The organism is Pseudomonas sp. GW823-FHT06B06, assembly GCF_058795195.1.
This window is the reverse complement of record NZ_JBXAHO010000046.1, coordinates 17,844-38,521: the sequence shown is the minus strand read 5'-3', so window position 1 is coordinate 38,521 and position 20,678 is coordinate 17,844. Positions and strand designations below refer to the sequence as shown.

Annotated in this window: 23 protein-coding genes; 11 read left to right on the top strand and 12 right to left on the bottom strand. The window is 59.5% G+C overall.

The window, feature by feature from the left end:
* Nucleotides 1–37: 37 nt before the first annotated feature.
* Together AC1Q8Q_RS28290 and tadA are read left to right on the top strand one after the other, a co-directional pair.
* Nucleotides 38–1,414 carry a multicopper oxidase family protein gene (locus AC1Q8Q_RS28290; protein ID WP_042955222.1) on the top strand — a complete coding sequence of 459 codons (1,377 nt, stop codon included), beginning with the start codon at nt 38–40 and terminating at the stop codon, nt 1,412–1,414.
* Nucleotides 1,414–1,911 carry a tRNA adenosine(34) deaminase TadA gene (gene tadA, locus AC1Q8Q_RS28285; RefSeq protein ID WP_492615783.1) on the top strand — a complete coding sequence of 166 codons (498 nt, stop codon included), beginning with the start codon at nt 1,414–1,416 and terminating at the stop codon, nt 1,909–1,911. Before AC1Q8Q_RS28290 ends, tadA begins: the two co-directional genes overlap by 1 nt.
* Before the next feature lie 133 nt (nt 1,912–2,044).
* Here the strand turns inward: tadA and cmoB are convergent, their stop codons facing one another.
* From cmoB to AC1Q8Q_RS28240, 9 genes are all read right to left on the bottom strand, one after another.
* Nucleotides 2,045–3,001 (bottom strand): tRNA 5-methoxyuridine(34)/uridine 5-oxyacetic acid(34) synthase CmoB, encoded by a 957-nt coding sequence (gene cmoB / locus AC1Q8Q_RS28280; RefSeq protein WP_033044405.1) that lies wholly within the window; start codon nt 2,999–3,001, stop codon nt 2,045–2,047.
* Nucleotides 2,998–3,741 carry a carboxy-S-adenosyl-L-methionine synthase CmoA gene (cmoA, locus tag AC1Q8Q_RS28275; RefSeq protein ID WP_020795627.1) on the bottom strand — a complete coding sequence of 248 codons (744 nt, stop codon included), beginning with the start codon at nt 3,739–3,741 and terminating at the stop codon, nt 2,998–3,000. Before cmoA ends, cmoB begins: the two co-directional genes overlap by 4 nt.
* Before the next feature lie 180 nt (nt 3,742–3,921).
* Complete coding sequence (locus AC1Q8Q_RS28270) at nt 3,922–4,380, bottom strand: hypothetical protein (RefSeq protein ID WP_083348296.1); 459 nt, start codon at nt 4,378–4,380, stop codon at nt 3,922–3,924.
* Nucleotides 4,381–4,562: 182 nt separating this feature from the next.
* Entirely contained in the window at nt 4,563–5,198 is a 636-nt protein-coding gene (locus tag AC1Q8Q_RS28265) for a lysoplasmalogenase (RefSeq protein ID WP_020795629.1), read from the bottom strand.
* Nucleotides 5,199–5,200: 2 nt separating this feature from the next.
* On the bottom strand, nt 5,201–5,593 hold the full coding sequence (locus AC1Q8Q_RS28260; RefSeq protein WP_033041515.1) for a protease inhibitor I42 family protein: 393 nt from the start codon (nt 5,591–5,593) through the stop codon (nt 5,201–5,203).
* A gap of 137 nt (nt 5,594–5,730) precedes the next feature.
* Entirely contained in the window at nt 5,731–6,117 is a 387-nt protein-coding gene (locus AC1Q8Q_RS28255) for a hypothetical protein (RefSeq protein WP_454866594.1), read from the bottom strand.
* A gap of 168 nt (nt 6,118–6,285) precedes the next feature.
* Nucleotides 6,286–8,703: an endopeptidase La gene (gene lon / locus AC1Q8Q_RS28250; protein ID WP_151140570.1), complete on the bottom strand. Its 2,418-nt coding sequence runs from the start codon at nt 8,701–8,703 to the stop codon at nt 6,286–6,288.
* 184 nt (nt 8,704–8,887) lie between these two features.
* Nucleotides 8,888–9,391 carry a L,D-transpeptidase family protein gene (locus AC1Q8Q_RS28245; RefSeq protein ID WP_020795632.1) on the bottom strand — a complete coding sequence of 168 codons (504 nt, stop codon included), beginning with the start codon at nt 9,389–9,391 and terminating at the stop codon, nt 8,888–8,890.
* A gap of 125 nt (nt 9,392–9,516) precedes the next feature.
* Nucleotides 9,517–10,068: an NUDIX hydrolase gene (locus AC1Q8Q_RS28240; RefSeq protein WP_020795633.1), complete on the bottom strand. Its 552-nt coding sequence runs from the start codon at nt 10,066–10,068 to the stop codon at nt 9,517–9,519.
* A gap of 147 nt (nt 10,069–10,215) precedes the next feature.
* Between AC1Q8Q_RS28240 and AC1Q8Q_RS28235 the strand changes: the two genes are divergently transcribed.
* The 5 genes from AC1Q8Q_RS28235 (at nt 10,216) to purT (ending at nt 13,481) form a co-directional block, all read left to right on the top strand.
* Nucleotides 10,216–10,815: a CoA pyrophosphatase gene (locus AC1Q8Q_RS28235; RefSeq protein ID WP_110755146.1), complete on the top strand. Its 600-nt coding sequence runs from the start codon at nt 10,216–10,218 to the stop codon at nt 10,813–10,815.
* 55 nt (nt 10,816–10,870) lie between these two features.
* The gene (locus AC1Q8Q_RS28230; RefSeq protein ID WP_150701971.1) at nt 10,871–11,395 is read left to right on the top strand and encodes a gamma carbonic anhydrase family protein; all 525 of its coding nucleotides are present in this window, start codon (nt 10,871–10,873) and stop codon (nt 11,393–11,395) included.
* On the top strand, nt 11,392–11,607 hold the full coding sequence (locus tag AC1Q8Q_RS28225; protein ID WP_020795636.1) for a DUF1289 domain-containing protein: 216 nt from the start codon (nt 11,392–11,394) through the stop codon (nt 11,605–11,607). The genes AC1Q8Q_RS28230 and AC1Q8Q_RS28225 overlap by 4 nt, the downstream gene beginning before the upstream one ends.
* Nucleotides 11,608–11,732: 125 nt before the next feature.
* Nucleotides 11,733–12,200: a preQ0 transporter gene (locus AC1Q8Q_RS28220; protein WP_110755143.1), complete on the top strand. Its 468-nt coding sequence runs from the start codon at nt 11,733–11,735 to the stop codon at nt 12,198–12,200.
* 99 nt (nt 12,201–12,299) lie between these two features.
* Entirely contained in the window at nt 12,300–13,481 is a 1,182-nt protein-coding gene (gene purT / locus AC1Q8Q_RS28215; RefSeq protein ID WP_020795638.1) for a formate-dependent phosphoribosylglycinamide formyltransferase, read from the top strand.
* Between the two features lie 135 nt (nt 13,482–13,616).
* Here purT and AC1Q8Q_RS28210 read toward each other — a convergent pair whose 3' ends face one another.
* The 3 genes from AC1Q8Q_RS28210 to AC1Q8Q_RS28200 all read right to left on the bottom strand — a co-directional run bounded on the left by AC1Q8Q_RS28210 (nt 13,617) and on the right by AC1Q8Q_RS28200 (nt 17,293).
* Entirely contained in the window at nt 13,617–14,933 is a 1,317-nt protein-coding gene (locus AC1Q8Q_RS28210) for an MFS transporter (RefSeq protein ID WP_020795639.1), read from the bottom strand.
* Nucleotides 14,934–15,214: 281 nt separating this feature from the next.
* Nucleotides 15,215–16,468, bottom strand: coding sequence for an HlyC/CorC family transporter (locus tag AC1Q8Q_RS28205; RefSeq protein ID WP_033042711.1), 1,254 nt, complete (start codon nt 16,466–16,468; stop codon nt 15,215–15,217).
* Between the two features lie 12 nt (nt 16,469–16,480).
* Nucleotides 16,481–17,293: a cytochrome C assembly family protein gene (locus AC1Q8Q_RS28200; protein WP_020795641.1), complete on the bottom strand. Its 813-nt coding sequence runs from the start codon at nt 17,291–17,293 to the stop codon at nt 16,481–16,483.
* Nucleotides 17,294–17,488: 195 nt separating this feature from the next.
* Here AC1Q8Q_RS28200 and ffh point away from each other — a divergent pair, with 195 nt between their 5' ends.
* The 4 genes from ffh (at nt 17,489) to trmD (ending at nt 20,663) form a co-directional block, all read left to right on the top strand.
* A complete protein-coding gene (gene ffh, locus AC1Q8Q_RS28195; RefSeq protein ID WP_020795642.1) occupies nt 17,489–18,865 on the top strand; it encodes a signal recognition particle protein in 1,377 nt (458 codons plus the stop codon).
* A 249-nt stretch (nt 18,866–19,114) separates the two neighbouring features.
* Nucleotides 19,115–19,366: a 30S ribosomal protein S16 gene (gene rpsP / locus AC1Q8Q_RS28190; protein WP_003198088.1), complete on the top strand. Its 252-nt coding sequence runs from the start codon at nt 19,115–19,117 to the stop codon at nt 19,364–19,366.
* Between the two features lie 5 nt (nt 19,367–19,371).
* Nucleotides 19,372–19,908: a ribosome maturation factor RimM gene (gene rimM, locus AC1Q8Q_RS28185; protein ID WP_020795643.1), complete on the top strand. Its 537-nt coding sequence runs from the start codon at nt 19,372–19,374 to the stop codon at nt 19,906–19,908.
* Between the two features lie 2 nt (nt 19,909–19,910).
* Nucleotides 19,911–20,663 carry a tRNA (guanosine(37)-N1)-methyltransferase TrmD gene (gene trmD / locus AC1Q8Q_RS28180; RefSeq protein WP_020795644.1) on the top strand — a complete coding sequence of 251 codons (753 nt, stop codon included), beginning with the start codon at nt 19,911–19,913 and terminating at the stop codon, nt 20,661–20,663.
* The last annotated feature ends 15 nt before the right edge of the window (nt 20,664–20,678 follow it).

The following is a 20,678-nucleotide window of genomic DNA, read 5'->3' as shown; positions in this document are numbered from 1 at the left end:
CTTGGGCCTGCCGCTTTCGTGTGAGGTAGTTGAGTTCATGTCCTTTACCCGTCGCCAAATCCTCGGTGGCCTGGCCGGTCTTGTTGTCGTTGGTGTCGGGGCGGGGGGCGCGTCGCGGTACTGGCTGGGCAAGATGGCCGACGCTGAGGCGGGCCATGACTATGAGCTGATCGCCGCGCCGCTGGACGTCGAGTTGGTGGCGGGGCACAAGACCGAAGCCTGGGCGTTCGGTCCCTCGGCACCGGGCACCGAATTGCGCGTGCGTCAGGGCGAATGGCTGCGAGTGCGGTTCATCAACCACCTGCCAGTGGCGACGACCATCCACTGGCATGGCATCCGCCTGCCGCTGGAGATGGACGGTGTGCCGTACGTGTCGCAGTTGCCGGTGTTGCCCGGTGAATACTTCGACTACAAATTCCGCGTGCCCGATGCCGGCAGCTACTGGTATCACCCCCACGTGAGCAGCAGCGAAGAGCTCGGGCGCGGGTTGGTTGGCCCGCTGATCGTCGAGGAGCGCGAGCCGACCGGTTTCAAGTACGAGAAAACCTTGAGCTTGAAGAGCTGGCATGTCGATGAGCAGGGCGCTTTTGTCGACTTCAGCATTCCTCGCGAAGCCGCCCGAGGCGGTACGGCGGGGCGCCTGTCGACCATCAACGGTGTCCCGCAGGCGATCATCGACTTGCCTGCCGGGCAGATCACCCGGGTGCGGGTGCTTAACCTCGATAACACATTGACCTACCGCCTCAATATCCCGGGCGTCGAAGCGCAGATCTATGCGCTGGACGGCAATCCCGTCGAACCGCGCCCGCTGGGCAAGGAATACTGGCTGGGCCCAGGCATGCGTATATGCCTGGCGATCAAAGCGCCGCCAGCGGGTGAAGAGTTGTCCCTGCGCAACGGCCCGGTTCGCTTGGGCACGTTGCGCTCCGTGGCCAACACCGACGCGCCGACTGCATGGCCTGCGGCACTGCCCGCCAACCCTGTGGCGGAACCGGACCTGGCCAATGCCGAGAAACTCAACTTCAATTTCGAATGGGTGGGGTCAGTGTCGGTGAATGTCGACAACGGCAAGCCGCCAAGCCTGTGGCAGATCAATGGCAAAGCCTGGGACATTACGGATAAAACCTGCGCCGACCGCCCGATCGCCAAGCTGGAAAAGGGCAAAAGCTACATTTTTGAATTGAAAAACATGACTCAATATCAGCATCCGATTCACCTGCATGGCATGAGCTTCAAGGTCATCGCCTCGAATCGGCACAAGGTCATCCCGTATTTCACCGACACGTATTTGTTGGGCAAGAACGAGCGTGCGCAAGTGGCGCTGGTGGCGGATAACCCCGGGGTGTGGATGTTCCATTGCCATGTGATCGATCACATGGAAACCGGCCTGATGGCCGCGATCGAGGTGGCGTAATGCGTCAGATACGTCCCGCTGCGATCATCGACCGCAGCCGTGATCGCGACTTCATGCGCGAAGCCCTTGCCCTCGCCGCTCAAGGTGCCGCGTTGGGCGAAGTGCCCGTGGGTGCGGTACTGGTGCAGGACGGTGAAATCATCGGTCGCGGCTTCAACTGCCCCATCAGTGGCAACGATCCGAGTGCCCATGCCGAGATGGTCGCGATCCGCGCCGCCGCGCTAGCCGTCAGCAACTATCGCCTGCCGGGCAGCACGCTGTATGTGACGCTGGAACCGTGCAGCATGTGCGCCGGGCTGATCGTGCATTCGCGGATTGCACGGGTGGTGTATGGCGCGCTGGAACCCAAGGCCGGGATTGTGCAGAGCCAGGGGCAGTTTTTTACCCAGGGCTTTTTGAACCACCGGGTGCTGTATGAAGGTGGGGTGTTGGCCGAGGAATGCGGGGCGGTGCTCAGCGAGTTCTTCAAGGTCCGTAGAGCCAAACCTTCAGACTGAACACTAAACCCTGTGGGAGCGGGCTTGCTCGCGAATGCGATTTAACATTCAACAGAGATGTTGGCTGACTCAACGCATTCGCGAGCAAGCCCGCTCCCACATTTGATCTTCATCGGCAGGGGCGGCGGGGGGGTTATTTGCGGGCGACGATGACAGCCCGCATCGGCGCCGGCAGCCCTTCGATGGTCTTGCTGTGGTCTTCGGGATCGAGGAAGTCGCTCAGCGACTGATACTTCATCCATTCCGTGCCGCGCTGTTCTTCAACCGTGGTCACACTCACGTCCACGCATTTCACATCAGTGAACCCGGCACGGCGCAACCACAACTCCAGCGCCGACACCGACGGCAGGAACCATACGTTGCGCATCTGCGCGTAACGGTCTTCCGGCACCAGCACTTGATGTTTGTCGCCTTCGACCACCAGCGTCTCCAGCACCAGTTCGCCGCCCTTGACCAGGCAATCCTTCAGCGCCAGCAAGTGCTCGATCGGCGATCGGCGGTGGTAGAAGACACCCATCGAAAACACTGTGTCGAAGCCTTCCAGATTCGGCGGCAGGTCTTCGAAAGGAAATGGCAGGTGCCACGCATTCGGCTCGGACAGGTAACGTTGCACCGCCTGGAACTGGCAGAAGAACAACCAGTTTGGATCGACACCGATTACGCTGTCCGCACCCGCGCCGAGCATGCGCCACATGTAGTAACCATTGCCGCAGCCGACGTCGAGGATGCGCTTGCCCTTGAGGTCCAGGTGCGGGGCGACACGCGACCACTTCCAGTCCGAACGCCATTCGGTGTCGACATGCACGCCAAACAGATCGAAGGGGCCTTTGCGCCACGGCGACAAGCCCATCAGCGCGGTGCGCATTTGCGCACGGGTTTCATCGTCGCAATCGGTGTCCAGCTTCAAGCCGTTCAACAGGTCGATTTCGCTTGGCTGGATCTGAGGCAAGGCATCCAGCGCGCTTTGCCAGCGCTCCAGGTCGCCGTGACCTTTCTCCATTTTCTTGTCGAGTTGCGCCTGCAGTGTGTTGGCCCATTCGGCCAGCGGTGTGCCAGCCAGGCGGCGGGCGAGGGGGGACAGATCAATCATGGCAAGGCAATCAACGAGGCAAAGTTAAGACACTGGAACCACGGCACGACTTTCGAGAACCCGGCAGCCAACAGGCGTTCGCGGTGTTCTTCGAGGCTGTCGGGCTTCATGACGTTTTCGATGGCGCTACGCTTCTGGGCTATTTCCAGTTCGCTATAGCCGTTGGCGCGCTTGAAGGCGACGTGCAGGTCGGTGAGCAACGCATGCTCCTGCTCGTCTTCAAACCGCAGTTTTTCCGAGAGAATCAGTGCACCACCGGGCAACAGGGACTGGTGGATGCGCGACAGCAGCGCGCTTCGCTGATCCGGAGCAATGAATTGCAGGGTGAAGTTCAGCGCCACCACCGAGGCAGGCTGGAATTCGAGGGCGAGGATGTCACCTTCGATCACTTCCACCGGCAGCAACTCCTGGAACATCGAGTCCTGGCCGTTGAGATACTCACGGCATCGCTCGACCATCGCCGCGGAGTTATCCACAGCGATGACACGGCAGCCGTCAGTGCGCACATGTCGACGCAGCGCCTGTGTTACAGCGCCCAGGGACGAGCCAAGATCGTAGAGCACAGTGTTGGGCTGGGCGAATTGTGCGGCGAGCACACCGAGGTTTTCGACAATGGTCGGATAACCCGGCACCGAGCGCTTGATCATGTCCGGGAACACCCGCACCACGTCCTCGTTGAAGGCGAAGTCAGGCACCTGGGCCAAAGGCTGGGCGAAAAGGCGATCGGATTCTTTGCTCACGGCGGTTCCGGCGGTGTCGGTGGAAAGGCCGGCATTTTAGCCAAGTTGGCGCGGGGATGCGCGGGTTGTCTGATAAACCGACGGGACTGACGCTTTGCTCGCTCCCACGCTCACAAAGCGGCTGATACCCATCACGCTATCGGAGCACGCGAACGCCACGGCTCCGTCGGCTACCTGTATTCAAGCTTCCACAGAAAAAGCAAACTTGGCTTCGGATATAAACTCACGGTTTTCTTTGTCCTTGAAGCTAACATTGAATGTGCCGGAGTAGTCTTGCTTGTCAGCGTTAACGACCAGATCCATTGCGCCCTTGAATGCCCAGTAACTGGTGTAAGTCGGGAATTTTTCAGTCAAGGCGATTTCTATCAGTTGATCCGGTGAATTTAATTCGTAGTAACCGGTTTCGATATTTTTAGGGATATAGATATCGAAGGCGCGGTCTTCAGGGGTGTCTTTTTCTCCAGCTTTGAAAACAGCCAATATTTCCCGGGAGCCGACGCTGATGTAAAACTCCTCGGAGTTGAACTCATCGCGATCCTGAAGGGTGGCACTCAGATAGTTTTTCTGACAGCACTGGCGGAATTTCATTTCAACAGGGATGCGACTGTCGACAAAGCTTCTTCGTTGTTGGATATCCATAGGGCCTATCTCTTCAAGGATTGTTGGAATCTTGAATGTACGGCCTGCGAGCGGTCCGGACGACTATTCGAACTAACAGGTTTCAACAGACATTAATGACAATGTATGTATTGGTGTTCGATCGATCGTTCCCACGCTCTGCGTGGGAACGCCGCCCGGGACGCTCCGTGTCCCTTCGCGATCTAACGCGGTTTTTGATCGAACGCCGATGCCGTGATGCCCCATTGCCCCAGCCAATAACTGAGGATGATGACGTACGGCGCCGCCTCAAACGGCACGACAAAGCGGCTGATACCGATCACGCTATCGGAAAACACGAACGCCACGGCTCCGGCTGCCGCAAGCAGCGCCGAACGCTTGGGCACATCGGTGCCCAGACGTGCCAGTGCGCGCCAGAGCATGGCGCTGATCGCCAGGCCATAGACGATCACGGGAATCAGCAAAGGCCCGAGACCGTGGGCAATCAGTACCCCCAGCAGAATCGCGCCGACGCCGAGGGCCAGGACCAGTGGCAACAGGGCCAACCGTCTGCAGTCCGTTAAATAAGCTTTCAGATAAGCCAGGTGGGCGACGAGAAACGCCCCGAGGCCGAACACAAACAAATCCCCCGGCCATGCCAGCAGCACGTCGCCGAGCAGGGAGAAAATCAGTCCAAGACTGATCCAGCGCCGATACTCCCCGGGTGGTGCGTCGTGCAGCCAGCCGAGCAGGGCCAGGACAGGCAGCGGCTTGACCAACAGGCAAAGCAGCGCGGCGTGCACGCTCAGGCCATAGAGGAAAGTCACTGCGCCCATCAGCGCCAGAATCAGCCAGCCCACGGTTAGTTGACCGAAATGGCGCAGTCGAAGGCGTCCACCGGCAGCACTTCCGGTGCCCAAGGTTGTTGCGAGGTCAAGCGTAAGCGTCCAGTGCCGGGGGCGAACGCCTGGAATCGCCAGGTCGAAACACCGGCAGCACCTACGACGCCGGCATCTTCCGGGTTGCTGTAGACCTCAGGGCTGAGCGCGCGCAATACGCCACCGGCCGAGTCCTGGACCGACCAGCGGTAACCCGTAGTCGGATTGCTGGGCAGGGTCAGGATCAGGTTCTGCCCGCTGGTGAGCTTCACCGGGCATTCGCTTTGTTTTTCCACGGTCACGTTATGTTTCGGTTGCGTGGCACAGGCGGCCAGCAAGGCGAGGGCGAGGGGAACAAACAGGCGGGTGGGGGACATGGGGTCAGTGGCTCCGGCATTCACGACGAACGGCGAGCATAACTGAAGATGAGACAAAATGTGACCAGAGCCGGGTCGAGGAATGGCTAACGTACAGGCTCTGGCGCGAGTGGTGCGCATTTAAGCGGATTGAGTATCTACTCGCTAACGTCGAGCTTACATTGAATTGATAGGCCGCCACCAAACAGTAAGTCGAACGATAACTTGTACTGTTTAGTGTGTTTGTTGAGAGTGGCAGTGTATTTTCCGGTAATGGCATAAGCCGATCCGCTATCAGCTTGGTAACTCACTTCCTTTAGCCACGTTGGAGGGTCAAATGTTTGCTCCTCTCCAGGGGTATCGCGATCGATAAGGACAGTCATTATTTTTTGGTTTGGGCCGGCAAAATCGAAATAACCGTTGATTTGTATGTTGGGTCCTTCGTGCCATATATAAATTTGGTCGGTATAAAATTTTTTTCCTTTAATTGTCCATTCGAAATGACCGCTAGACTTCGTCCCGCGCGGAGTTTTATCAGTCGACATATTGTGGTCGTCCCTTGGAGATGTTCGGATAGTCGAGTGACAGGCTAGGACATTAGTAATAGGGTTGATACTGTCATTAATGACAGTTTTTTATATCCGATCGCGATAGCTGTTCAGAAAATCATGTGTGCAGTGGCCAGAGCACGCTCTGGCCACTTCAGTGTGTGACTAGAACAACACCTTCGCCACATCCGCAAATCGCTTGGCAAAGTGCACGGTAATCCCTTCCTTCAGGTAGTCCGGCAGTTCTTCAAAGCTGCCACGGTTGGGCTCCGGCAAGATCAGCTCGAAAATCTTCTGCCGCCGCGCTGCAATCACCTTCTCACGTACTCCGCCAATCGGCAGTACATGCCCGGTCAACGTCAGTTCGCCGGTCATGGCCACGCCTTTTTTCGGCGGCTGGTTGCGTGCCAGCGACAACAGGGCACTGGCCATGGTCACGCCAGCGCTCGGGCCGTCTTTCGGAGTGGCGCCTTCCGGAACATGCAGGTGCACGAAGGCTTCGTCGAAGAATTTCGGATCACCGCCAAACGACTTCAGATTGGAGCTGACGTAGCTGTAGGCAATTTCCGCGGACTCTTTCATCACTTCGCCCAGTTGCCCGGTGAGCTTGAAACCGCGATTGAGGGTATGAATGCGTGTGGCTTCGATCGGCAGGGTTGCACCGCCCATGCTGGTCCAGGCCAGGCCGGTGATTACCCCCGTCCCGGACAGTACTTGTTCATTACGGAACACGGGTTTGCCCAATGAAGCCTCGAGGTCTTTCGGACCAAATTTGATCACCGCTCCTGGATCTTCGAGCAGCTTCACCACGGCTTTGCGCACCAGTTTGCCGAGATTTTTCTCCAGTTGGCGAACGCCGGCTTCACGGGCATAACCGTCGATCAGCGCTCTGAGGGCGCTGTCGCTGATGCTCAGGCTGCCTTTCGAGACTCCGGCCTTCTCAAGCTGTTTGGGCCACAAGTGGCGTTTGGCGATGGCGACTTTTTCTTCGGTGATGTAACCCGACAGGCGGATGACTTCCATCCGGTCCAGCAGGGGGCCGGGAATCGAGTCCAGGGTGTTGGCGGTGCAGACGAACAGCACTTTCGACAGGTCCAGGCGCAGGTCCAGGTAGTGGTCGAGGAATTCGACGTTCTGCTCCGGGTCGAGGGTTTCCAGCAGCGCCGAGGCCGGGTCGCCCTGATAGCTTTGGCCCATCTTGTCGATTTCGTCGAGCATGATCACCGGGTTCATCACTTCGACGTCTTTCAGCGCTTGCACGAGTTTGCCCGGCATCGCACCAATGTAAGTACGGCGGTGGCCCTTGATTTCCGCTTCGTCGCGCATGCCGCCGAGGCTGAAGCGATAGAACGGTCGGCCGAGGGATTCGGCGATGGATTTGCCGACGCTGGTCTTGCCCACGCCCGGCGGCCCCACCAGCAGCACGATGGAGCCGCTGATTTCACCCTTGTAGGCACCGACCGCGAGGAACTCGAGGATGCGGTCCTTGATATCGTCGAGGCCGGCATGGTGGTTGTCCAGGATCTTGCGGGCGTGCTTGAGGTCCAGTTTGTCCTCGCCGTACACACCCCATGGCACCGATGTCGCCCAGTCCAGGTAGTTGCGCGTGACCGCGTACTCCGGTGAGCCGGTTTCGAGGATCGAGAGCTTGTTCATCTCTTCTTCGATGCGCTTCTGCGCCTGCGCGGGCAGCACCTTGCCGGCCAGCCGTTGCTCGAATTGTTCGATGTCGGCGCTGCGATCGTCCTTGGTCAGCCCCAACTCCTGCTGGATGACCTTGAGTTGTTCCTTGAGGAAGAATTCGCGCTGATGCTCACCGATCTTGCGGTTCACTTCGGCGGAAATCTCTTTCTGCAGGCGTGCGACCTCGACTTCCTTGCGTAGCATCGGCAGGACTTTTTCCATGCGCTTGAGCATGGGCACGCAGTCGAGCACTTCCTGCAGTTCGCTGCCGGTCGCCGACGTCAGTGCGGCGGCGAAGTCGGTCAACGGCGATGGATCGTTGGGGCTGAAGCGGTTGAGGTAGTTCTTCAGCTCTTCGCTGTACAGCGGATTGAGGGGCAGCAGCTCCTTGATCGCATTGATCAGCGCCATCCCGTAGGCCTTGACCTCGTCGGTCGGCTCGGTGGGCTGGTGCGGGTATTCGACTTCCACCAGGTACGGCGGGCGATGGTGCTTGAGCCAGGTCTTGAGACGCACACGGGTCAGGCCCTGGGCGACGAATTGCAATTTGCCGTTTTCGCGACTGGCGTGGTGCACCTTGACCAGGGTGCCGTACAGCGGCAGCGCCGAGGTATCAAAATGGCGCGGGTCTTCCTGGGGCGTGTCCATGTAGAACAGGGCCAGGGAGTGATGTTCGGATTTGGCGACCAGGTCGAGGGTTTCCGCCCAGGGTTCTTCATTGACGATGACCGGCAGCACTTGGGCCGGGAAGAAAGGGCGGTTGTGAATCGGAATGATGTAGACCTTGTCCGGCAGGTTCTGGCCGGGCAGGGCGAGGCCCTTGCCGGTGTGGTGGTGTTCGGCGTGTTCCGGGTCGGCGTATTCGCTGGGGTCTTCGGGGAATGCTTGCTGGTCGCTCATGGGGCACCTGCGCAATGGGGTATGGGTCTTAGATGGGGCAGGCCGAGGGTGGTTTCAATGGGGGAGGGGATATTCGGGGAGCGTTCAGGACCTGGACAGGTCCCGGGGATCAGTCTGTTACACGCCTGGCGCGCAGGGCAAAACGGGTAGCGTTCCCATAGTAAGGGAACGCTCATTCGTCAAATCAAGGGCGAATCTCGATCATCGTGCCGTCCGGCACCAGGTTCCAGATTTCACGCATGTCCATGTTGCGCATGGCAATGCAACCGTCGGTCCAGTCCAGGGTGTGGAACAGGTGCTCGGGGTTTTCTTCGGTGTCCGGGGTGCCGTGGATCATGATCATGCCGCCGGGATCGACGCCTTCACGCCGTGAGCGGGCGGAATCGCTGATGTTCGGGTAGGAAATGTGCATCGCCAGGTTGAAGCGGTCGCTGACCTTGCGCCAGTCGATCCAGTAGAAACCTTCTGGTGTGCGTTTGTCGCCTTCCATCAGCTTGGGGCCCTTGGGCCGTTTACCCAGGGAAATTCGATAGGTCTTGAATGGCTTGCCGTCATTGATCAACTGCAATTGATGAGCCGACTTGAGAACCAGGATTTTCTCGATGACCTTGCCGTCCAGGGGCTCCATGGCAGTAGCCTGGGACACCGTGATGAACGACAAGCAGAACAGGGCAAGCAACCAGCGCATTGAAACGATTCCCCAAGAGGTGTCGCGACCATATATCTATTTATAGGTGTTTTTGCAGGCGCTGCCGAAGGTCCGGGCCGAGTTCGGACGATCTGTATGCGCCTGGCGATGATACCAAGATGACATCAAGTGATGACAGACTGAACCAGCGGCGGGATCGATTCGGACCGCACAGGATAGACTTCGGTTTTCCGGTCAGCGAAGAAGCATTCTAAGGTACGGCCCACCGTGCGGAAAGCCAGCTCGTCCCAAGGGATGTCGGCTTCGTCGAATAGTTGCACCTCAAGGCTCTCTATACCGGCGGCAAAATCGAGGTCCGCCAACTCGGCGCGGAAGAACACGTGCACCTGGCTGATGTGCGGCACATCGATCAGCGTATAGATGCTCAGGTTGCGCACACGGGCGCAGGCTTCCTCGGCCGTCTCGCGAATGGCCGCCTGCTCGATGGTCTCACCGTTTTCCATGAAGCCGGCGGGCAGGGTCCAATAGCCCCGGCGCGGCTCGATGGCACGACGGCACAACAGGACCTGGGTGCCCCAGGTCGCGACACAACCGGCGACGATGTTGGGGTTCTGGTAGTGAATGGCGTGACAGCTGTCGCAGACAAAACGCAGGCGTGAATCGCCCTCGGGAATGCGTTGGGTCACCGGGTTGCCGCACTGACTGCAAAATTTCATGCTTGGGTTCCTGAATGCTGCGCCTATCTTGGCGTGCGGCGGTGGCTGTCGGCAAGTTGTCGTTTCGCGACATGCCACTGTCCGGGGGGTTGGGCGACCGAAGCGATTGGTGCATGATGCAGGGTAAGGCACTGATCGAGAACACTCATGCTGGACGAGCTACTGCATCGGGTAAGTCACCACACACCGCGTACGTTGGAGACCGACCGACGTTTCCCAGAGGCCGCCGTCCTGGTGCCGATCACCCGCAGTGACGAGCCGGAACTGGTATTGACCCTGCGCGCCAGCGGGCTGTCGACCCATGGTGGCGAAGTCGCATTTCCCGGTGGTCGCCGCGACCCTGAAGACCCCGACCTGGTTTTTACCGCGCTGCGCGAAGCCGAAGAAGAAATCGGTCTGCCTCCGGGCCTGGTCGAAGTGATCGGCCCGCTGAGCCCGCTGATCTCCCTGCACGGCATCAAGGTCACACCTTATGTCGGGGTGATTCCGGATTTTGTCGAGTACCGGGCCAACGATGCCGAGATCGCCGCCGTGTTCAGTGTGCCCTTGGAGTTCTTTCGCGAAGACCCGCGCGAGCACACCCATCGCATCGATTACCAGGGACGAAGTTGGTACGTGCCGAGTTATCGCTATGGTGAATTCAAGATCTGGGGCCTGACGGCGATCATGATTGTCGAGTTGATCAATCTGCTCTATGACGCGAAGATCAGCCTGCACCTACCGCCTAAAAGTTTTATCAATACCTGAAGCCATCACTCGAATGGCTTGAACACGCCGCTGCCTGAGCCTTGAGGACAACAAGATGAAATACCGCCTGGGCGACGCCCGTGTCGAGACCCATCCACAGAGCTGGGTCGCTCCCAATGCCGTGCTGGTGGGCAAGGTCAAACTGGAAGAGGGCGCCAATGTCTGGTTCAACGCCGTGCTGCGGGGCGACAACGAGTTGATCCTGATCGGCAAGAACAGCAACGTCCAGGATGGCACCGTGATGCATACCGACATGGGGTACCCGCTGACCATCGGTACCGGCGTGACCATCGGCCACAACGCCATGCTGCACGGCTGCACCGTGGGCGACTACAGCCTGATCGGTATCAACGCGGTGATCCTCAACGGCGCGAAAATTGGCAAGAACTGCATCATCGGCGCCAATTCGCTGATCGGCGAAGGCAAGGAAATTCCGGATGGCTCGCTGGTCATGGGTTCACCCGGCAAGGTCGTACGCGAGCTGACCGAACAGCAGAAAAAGATGCTGGAAGCCAGTGCCGCCCACTACGTGCATAACTCACAGCGGTATGCCCGCGATCTGGCTGAGCAGGAAGAATGAGCACTCCCGAACGCCCGGTTGCATCGCCTTGTGTGAATATTTGCGCACTGGACGACGATGACATTTGCACGGGCTGTCAGCGCACGGTAGAGGAAATCACCCGCTGGAGCCGCATGAGCAACGACGAGCGCCGCACGGTGTTGGGGTTGTGCCATGAGCGGGCCAAGGCCAGTGGGTTGGTGTGGATGATCGGCAAGACACCCGGCCGATAAGATCAAAAAATCGCAGCCTGCGGCAGCTCCTACATTTGATCCCCTGTAGGAGCTGCCGCAGGCTGCGATCTTTTGATTTGGCGTTTGGTTGAAGTACCCTGTGCGCCAAATTGACAGGTGCCTCCATGTTCTTCCTGATCGCCTATATCAGCAGCGTCGTGCTGATCAACTACGCCTTTTCCACCGCCCCGCACCTGGACATCATCTGGTCGGCCTGGGGCGGCCTGGTGTTCGTGTTGCGCGACATGGTGCAAATCCGCTTCGGTCACGGCGCAATCGCGGCGATGCTGGCGGCGCTGGTGTTGTCCTACATCACCTCCGATCCCTCCATTGCCCTGGCCAGCGCCACGGCATTTGCCGTGTCGGAGTGCATTGACTGGCTGGTGTTCAGCATCACCCGGCGCCCGTTGCACGACCGGCTGTGGATAAGTTCAGCCCTGAGCATTCCGCTCGATACGTTTATTTTCTTCGGCATGATCGACGCGCTGACTCCGGGCGTGATTCTCACCGCGCTGGGGTCCAAGTTCGCCGGCGTTACGGCGGTATGGCTGATCATGGCCTGGCGCTTGCGCAAGCAGGCGCTCGTCAGCTGAAGCCAAACCCTGCGGTTCATGTAAAATGCCGCGCTTTCTCCCCATGGGAAGCGCGCCAGGCGCCGCATCCCTCGATGATCCGCTTCTTGAGGACTTGAGATGACCCGTATCGGAACTCCATTGTCGCCCACCGCGACCCGCGTATTGATGTGTGGCTGTGGCGAACTGGGCAAGGAAGTGGTGATCGAGCTGCAGCGCCTGGGCGTTGAAGTGATTGCCGTGGATCGCTACGCCAATGCGCCGGCCATGCAGGTGGCGCATCGCAGCCACGTGATCAACATGCTCGATGGCGCGGCACTGCGCGCGGTCATCGAAGCCGAGCAGCCGCACTTCATCGTGCCGGAAATCGAAGCCATTGCCACCGCGACCCTGGTGGAGCTGGAGTCCGAAGGCTTCACCGTGATCCCCACTGCGCGGGCTGCACAGCTGACCATGAACCGCGAAGGCATCCGTCGCCTGGCCGCCGAAGACCTGGACCTGCCGACCTCGCCTTACCACTTCGCCGACACCTTCGAGGATTACAGCAAGGCCGTCGAGGATCTCGGTTTCCCGTGCGTGGTCAAGCCGGTCATGAGCTCGTCGGGCAAGGGCCAGAGCCTGCTGCGCAGCGTCGATGACGTGAAGACAGCGTGGGATTACGCACAGGAAGGCGGACGTGCCGGTAAAGGCCGGGTGATCATCGAAGGTTTCATCGATTTCGATTATGAGATTACCTTGCTGACCGTGCGTCACGTCGGCGGCACTACCTTTTGCGCGCCGGTCGGGCATCGCCAGGAGAAGGGCGATTACCAGGAAAGCTGGCAGCCTCAAGCCATGAGTCCAGTGGCGCTGGCGGAATCCGAGCGCGTGGCCAAGGCGGTGACCGAGGCATTGGGTGGTCGTGGCCTGTTTGGCGTCGAGCTGTTCATCAAGGGTGATCAGGTGTGGTTCAGCGAAGTATCGCCGCGTCCGCACGACACCGGTCTGGTGACGTTGATTTCACAGGACCTGTCGCAATTCGCCCTGCATGCACGGGCGATCCTGGGGCTGCCGATTCCGCTGATCCGTCAGTTCGGCCCGTCGGCTTCGTCGGTGATCCTGGTGGAAGGGCAGTCGACCCAGACCGCGTTTGCCAACCTGGGTGCAGCGTTGAGCGAGCCGGATACGGCATTGCGTCTGTTTGGCAAGCCTGAAGTGAATGGCCAGCGCCGGATGGGTGTGGCGCTGGCGCGGGATGAGTCGATCGAGGCGGCTCGTGCCAAGGCGACCCGCGCATCCCAGGCTGTTGTTGTAGAGCTGTAACCGCGGCGCGGCATTCGCGAGCAGGCTTCTGATCGTCCCACGCTCTGCGTGGGAATGCCTCACCGGACGCTCCGCGTCCGCTTTGGGACGCAGAGCGTCCCTGGCTGCATTCCCACGCAGAGCGTGGGAACGATCTTATGAGACTCGATTCAGGTCGTTATTGCGTGTTTCCTTCAGGCACAGCACAGCAATCAAACTCAGCACCGCCGCCCCCGACACATACCCGCCGACGTAACTCAGTCCGCCCATTGCCACCAGTTTCTGCGCAAAGAACGGTGCCGCCGAAGCGCCGACGATCCCGCCCAGGTTGTACGCTGCCGAGGCGCCGGTGTATCGCACGTGGGTCGGGAACAGCTCTGGCAGCAGTGCGCCCATCGGCGCGAAGGTCACACCCATCAGAAACAGTTCGATGCACAGGAACAGCGCCACGCTCCAGGTCGAACCTTGCGTCAGCAGCGGTTCCATCAGGAAGCCCGACAGGATTGCCAACACGCCGCCGATGATCAGCACGGGTTTGCGTCCGAAACGGTCGCTGGCCAAGGCTGAGAGCGGCGTGGCCGCGGCCATGAACAGCACCGCGAAGCACAGCAGGCCGAGGAAGGTTTCGCGACTGTAGCCGAGCGTCGCCACACCGTAACTCAACGAGAAAACGGTCGAGATGTAGAACAGCGCATAGCACACCACCATCGAACCGGCCCCCAGCAATACCGGTACCCAGTATTGGCTGAACAGTTCCACCAGCGGGATCTTCACCCGTTCCTGGCGCGCCATGGCGTTGGCGAACACCGGTGTTTCGTGGAGTTTGAGGCGCACATACAAACCGACCATCACCAGCGCCGCGCTGAGCAGGAAAGGAATCCGCCAGCCCCAGGAGCGGAACTGTTGATCATCCAGCGTCATGGCCAAGGTCAGGAACAGGCCGTTGGCCGCGAGGAAGCCGATGGAGGGGCCCAATTGAGGGAACATGCCGAACCAGGCGCGCTTGCCCTTAGGGGCATTTTCCGTGGCGAGCAAGGCGGCACCGCCCCATTCGCCGCCCAGTCCCAGGCCCTGGCCGAAGCGCAGCACGCACAGCAGGATCGGTGCCCAGGCCCCAATGCTGTCGTAACCCGGGAGCACGCCGATCAGCGTGGTGCACACACCCATCAACAATAGGGACGCGACCAAGGTCGATTTGCGGCCGATGCGATCGCCAAAGTGCCCGAACAGCGCTGAACCCAGTGGTCGTGCCAGGAATGCGATGCCGAATGTGAGGAAGGCCGAGAGCATCTGGGCCGTGCCGGAGGTCTGCGGAAAGAACACCGGGCCAATCACCAGCGCGGCTGCGGTGGCATATACGTAGAAGTCGTAGAACTCGATGGCCGTGCCGATGAAGCTCGCGGTGGCCACGCGGGTAGCGGAGTTCACCGGTTGTGCGGGTGTGGCGTCGTTGTAGGTCGTGCTGGTTGTCATGCGGTAATCCCTGACTGTCATGTGCCCCAGTGGAGCGAATTATTATGGTCGATTACCCAGGGATGTGGGTGCAGGCGCGAGTCGCCGTTCCAGGTGGGAGCAGGCGTCGGTTTGTAGCGGGCGTGTCTGATGGTCAGGCCGGAACTTGCGGTGTGCAGGGTAAGCACGGGACGGCGAGGCTCGGGTAAGCCGCTCGATTATAGGAAGGTGGCTAACGATTCAACAAGTGCAAAAAAGATCGTCCGAACGCGGCCCGAGCCTTCGGACGATCTTTTACCGGTCTATTGGACTGATGCAACTGCCGGTACAGAACTGTTGTGCCAGATCAGCACCCGCGTGACACGGTTATCCTCGGTCTCGAGAATTTCCAGTCGATAGCGGCCGATTTTCAGGCATACCGGGCAGTCCGGGATGGTTTCCAGCGCTTCGGTCACCAGGCCGTTCAGGGTTTTCGGGCCGTCGCTGGGCAGGTGCCAGCCGAGGCTCTTGTTCAGGTCGCGGATCGAGGCGGCACCGTCGATCACCAGGCGGCCATCGGCCTGTGGATGGATGTGCGGGTTGTCCTGGCTTTGCTGGCTTTCGAATTCACCGACGATTTCTTCGAGAATATCTTCGAGGGTGACGATACCCAGGACTTCGCCGTATTCGTCGACCACCATGCCCAAACGCCGCTGTTGCTTGTGGAAGTTCAGCAGTTGCAATTGCAGCGGGGTGCTTTCAGGGACGAAATAGGGTTCGCGACAGGCCGCCAGCAAGGCTTCCAGGGTCAGGCTGCCGTCGGGAAGCAAATGGCCGATTTGCCGGGTATTGAGCACCGCTTCCACTTGGTTGATGTCGCTGTGGAACACCGGCAGGCGGGTACGCTGGTTATGGCGCAGTTGCTCGATGATCTCTTCGATCGGGTCGTCGAGGTTGATCCCGTCGACCTCGCTGCGCGGTACCAGGATGTCGTTGACCGTGATGTTATCCAGTGCATGGATGCCCGGCAGCGCGTGCGTGCGGCTGACAGCATGCTCTTGATGGCCGTGAGGGTCGTGCCGCAGCGGTATGGGCTCGTCTTCGCTCTGTTGCACGACATTGGCTTTGCGAGCGAACGGGCGCAACAGAAACTGGCTGATGGCGTTGAGCAGCCAAGCTGCCGGATATACAAGCTTCAGGGGGATGGCCAGCAAGTTGTTGCCCAGGGCCAGGATCGCATCCGGATGACGGGTGGCGAGGGCTCGCGGCAGGTAGTCGGCCAGGATCAAGAGAAGGGCACCGGCGCCTGCACATGCCAGCCACGGGCCGTTTTCAGCCCAGGTGAAAATCGCCAGCAAGGTACAGATGACCATTACCAGGGCGCGGCACAGGGTATTGCAGAAAATCAGGCTGACGAGGGGGAAGCTCAACCTGGCCAGCGGTTTGTCGCTGGCGCGCGAGGCATTGCGCTGGGCCAGCAAGTGCTGCTGCGCGGCTTCTATGGCAGTAAACAGGCCCGACCACAATATCAGCAAGGCCACTACTGCAAGCATCGGCCCTATGGGCAAGTCGTCCATTATTGCCGCCCGTCAGATGTGCAGGATGTATTCACGAACCAGCTTGCTGCCGAAATACGCCAGCATCAACAGGCAGAAACCGGCCAGGGTCCAGCGGATGGCCTTGTGACCTCGCCAGCCAAGGCGGTTACGGCCCCAGAGCAGCACGCTGAAGACGATCCAGGCCAGGCAGGCCAGCAAGGTCTTGTGCACCAGGTGCTGGGCGAACAGGTTGTCGACAAACAGCCAGCCGGAGATCAGCGACAGCGACAACAGTGTCCAGCCGGCCCAAAGGAAGCCGAACAGCAGGCTTTCCATGGTTTGCAGCGGCGGGAAGTTCTTGATCAGCCCGGACGGGTGCTTGTGCTTGAGTTGATGATCCTGGAGCAGCAGCAGTAGCGACTGGAACACTGCAATGGTGAACATGCCATAGGCGAGGATAGACAACAGGATGTGGGCGAGAATGCCTGGCTCCTCGTCGATGATTTGCACAGTACCGGCGGGGGCGAACTGCGCCAGCAGCACGGTCAATGCACCCAGGGGGAACAGCAGCAACAGCAGGTTTTCCACCGGAATCCGTGAGCAGGCCAGCAGCGTCAGGGCGATGACCGCGACGGCAATCAGGCTGGCGGCGCTGAAAAAATCCAGGCCCAGGCCAATCGGGGTCAGCAGGTGGGTCACCAGGCTGGCGCTGTGGGCCAGCACCGCAAGCACGCCGAGCGTAACCAGCAGGCGCTTGTTGGCCTTGGCTCCGGTGGCCAGGCGAGTGCCTTGATAGAAGGTCGCAGCGGCGTATAGGCAGGCGGCGGCGAGGGTAGCAAGCAAACTGGGTGACAAGGGGAGCATAAGTCCTGTTAGGCAAGCCCGAAAGGCGCTGAGTTTGGCATAGAACCCACGCGACACGAAAGTGCGAGGTGTCCGCCAGACGCAGTCTTCGCTATAATCCGCGACCTGCCCACGCCGCAGGCTCGCCGAGCACACGTTTAGTCCGGTCTGGGCCGCCATTATCCCGGTCTACACAGGGCCTGAAAGGATCGCGCAATGTTTGAAAACTTAACCGACCGTCTCTCGCAGACGCTGCGCCATGTCACCGGCAAGGCCAAGCTGACCGAAGACAACATCAAAGACACCCTGCGCGAAGTGCGCATGGCGTTGCTCGAAGCCGACGTCGCCCTGCCGGTGGTCAAGGACTTCGTCAATTCGGTCAAGGAACGCGCTGTCGGCACCGAGGTGTCGCGCAGCCTTACGCCGGGCCAGGCCTTCGTGAAGATCGTCCAGGCCGAGCTCGAAAGCCTGATGGGCGCGGCCAACGAAGACCTGAACCTGAGCGCCGTGCCGCCAGCGGTCATCCTGATGGCCGGTTTGCAAGGTGCTGGTAAAACCACCACCGCCGGCAAACTTGCGCGCTTCCTTAAAGAGCGCAAGAAAAAGTCGGTCATGGTTGTGTCCGCGGACGTTTATCGCCCAGCGGCGATCAAGCAGCTGGAAATGCTCGCGGGTGAAGTTGGCGTTACCTTCTTCCCGTCCGACCTGAGCCAGAAGCCGGTCGCGATCGCGCAAGCGGCTATCAAGGAAGCAAAACTCAAATTCATCGACGTGGTCATCGTCGATACCGCCGGTCGCCTGCACATCGATGAAGAGATGATGGGCGAGATCAAGGCGTTGCACGCCGCGATCAATCCGGTCGAAACATTGTTCGTGGTCGATGCCATGACCGGCCAGGACGCCGCCAACACGGCCAAGGCCTTCGGCGATGCGCTGCCATTGACCGGCGTGATCCTGACCAAGGTAGACGGCGACGCCCGTGGCGGTGCCGCCCTGTCGGTGCGTGCCATCACCGGCAAGCCGATCAAGTTCATCGGTATGGGCGAGAAGAGCGAAGCGCTCGACCCGTTCCACCCAGAGCGTATTGCCTCGCGCATCCTCGGCATGGGCGACGTGCTCAGCCTCATCGAGCAGGCGGAAGCGACCCTCGACAAGGACAAGGCCGACAAGCTGGCCAAGAAGCTGAAGAAGGGCAAGGGCTTCGACCTCGAAGACTTCCGTGACCAGCTGCAACAGATGAAGAACATGGGCGGCCTCGGCGGCCTCATGGACAAACTGCCGAACATGGGCGGTGTGAACCTGGCGCAGATGGGCAATGCCCAGAGCGCGGCAGAGAAACAGTTCAAGCAAATGGAAGCCATCATCAACTCCATGACCCCGGCCGAGCGCCGTGACCCTGAGCTGATCAGTGGTTCGCGCAAGCGTCGTATCGCCATGGGTTCCGGCACCCAGGTGCAGGACATCGGTCGCTTGATCAAGCAGCACAAGCAGATGCAGAAGATGATGAAGAAATTCACCGCGAAAGGCGGAATGGCCAAGATGATGCGCGGCATGGGCGGTATGTTGCCCGGCGGCGGCATGCCAAAAATGTAAAGAATTCGCGCAAGGGCTTGCTCTTGCGCAGCCCACACGGACGTGGGATTCACAGCAAACCCGCACTTGGCGGGAGCTGACCGGCCGTTTTTACCGACGGCTCTATAGCAAATCTTGATGGCGGCCGAAAGGCAGTCGGAAAAAGTCATTTGCAAAAGTCCGGATATTCCTTAGAATATGCGGCCTTTCGGGCACCCATGCCCGCTGTGCCTTTAGATTTGCAGCACCGACTACAGGAACGATGTTCACATGCTAACAATCCGTCTTGCCCTTGGCGGCTCCAAAAAGCGCCCGTTTTACCACTTGACCGTAACCGACAGCCGCAACCCGCGCGACGGTTCGCACAAGGAACAGGTTGGTTTCTTCAACCCTGTTGCTCGTGGTCAAGAAGTTCGTCTGTCCGTGAACCAAGAGCGCGTAGCCTACTGGCTGAGCGTTGGTGCACAACCTTCTGAGCGCGTTGCTCAGTTGTTGAAGGAATCTGCTAAGGCTGCGGCCTGAGCAATATGAACGCGACGCCAGCTGCTGCTGATGATTTGATCGTTATCGGCAAGATTTACTCGGTTCACGGCGTTCGCGGCGAAGTGAAGGTGTATTCCTTTACTGATCCGATTAAGAACCTGCTGGATTACAAAACCTGGACGCTTAAGCGTGACGGCAATGTAAAGCAGGTAGAGCTGGTCAGCGGACGCGGGAACGACAAGTTCCTGGTCGCAAAGCTCAAGGGTCTTGATGATCGTGAAGAAGCGCGTCTTCTGGCCGGTTATGAGATCTGCGTGCCGCGCAACCTGTTCCCTGAATTGACCGACGGCGAGTACTACTGGTACCAGCTGGAAGGTCTGAAGGTCATCGATACTCACGGGCAACTGTTCGGGAAAATCGATCATCTTCTGGAAACCGGCGCCAATGATGTAATGGTGGTCAAGCCTTGCGCTGGCAGCCTGGATGATCGCGAACGCCTGTTGCCCTATACCGAGCAATGCGTGTTGGCCGTCGACCTGGCCGCGGGTGAGATGAAGGTGGATTGGGATGCGGATTTCTAAGCGTGGCTAACTTGCGCGTAGAAGTGATCAGTTTGTTTCCCGAGATGTTCTCCGCCATCAGCGAGTACGGCATCACCAGTCGGGCGGTGAAACAGGGGCTGTTGCAGCTCACCTGTTGGAACCCGCGAGACTACACGACGGATCGACATCACACTGTGGATGATCGCCCTTTTGGCGGTGGTCCGGGCATGGTGATGAAGATCAAGCCCCTGGAAGATGCTCTGGTCGAGGCCAAGGCAGTCGCCGGGGAGGGAGCGAAGGTGATTTACCTGTCCCCCCAAGGCCGTCAACTGACTCAGTCGGCGGTACGCGAGTTGGCGAATCTGGATGCACTGATCCTGATTGCCGGTCGTTATGAAGGCATTGACGAGCGTTTTATTGATGCTCATGTCGATGAAGAGTGGTCGATTGGCGACTATGTACTGTCTGGCGGCGAGCTGCCGGCGATGGTCCTGATCGATGCGGTTACACGACTGCTGCCTGGAGCTTTAGGGCATGCGGACTCCGCCGAGGAAGATTCCTTTACGGATGGTTTGCTGGATTGCCCGCACTACACCCGACCGGAGGTGTATGCGGATCAGCGTGTTCCCGACGTATTGCTAAGTGGCAATCACGCGCACATCCGGCGTTGGCGTTTACAGCAGTCCCTTGGTCGGACCTATGAACGACGCGCCGATCTTCTGGAAAGCCGCTCGCTTTCTGGAGAAGAGAAGAAGCTGCTCGAGGAATACATCCGCGAGCGGGACGATAGTTAACAACGTATCGATGGT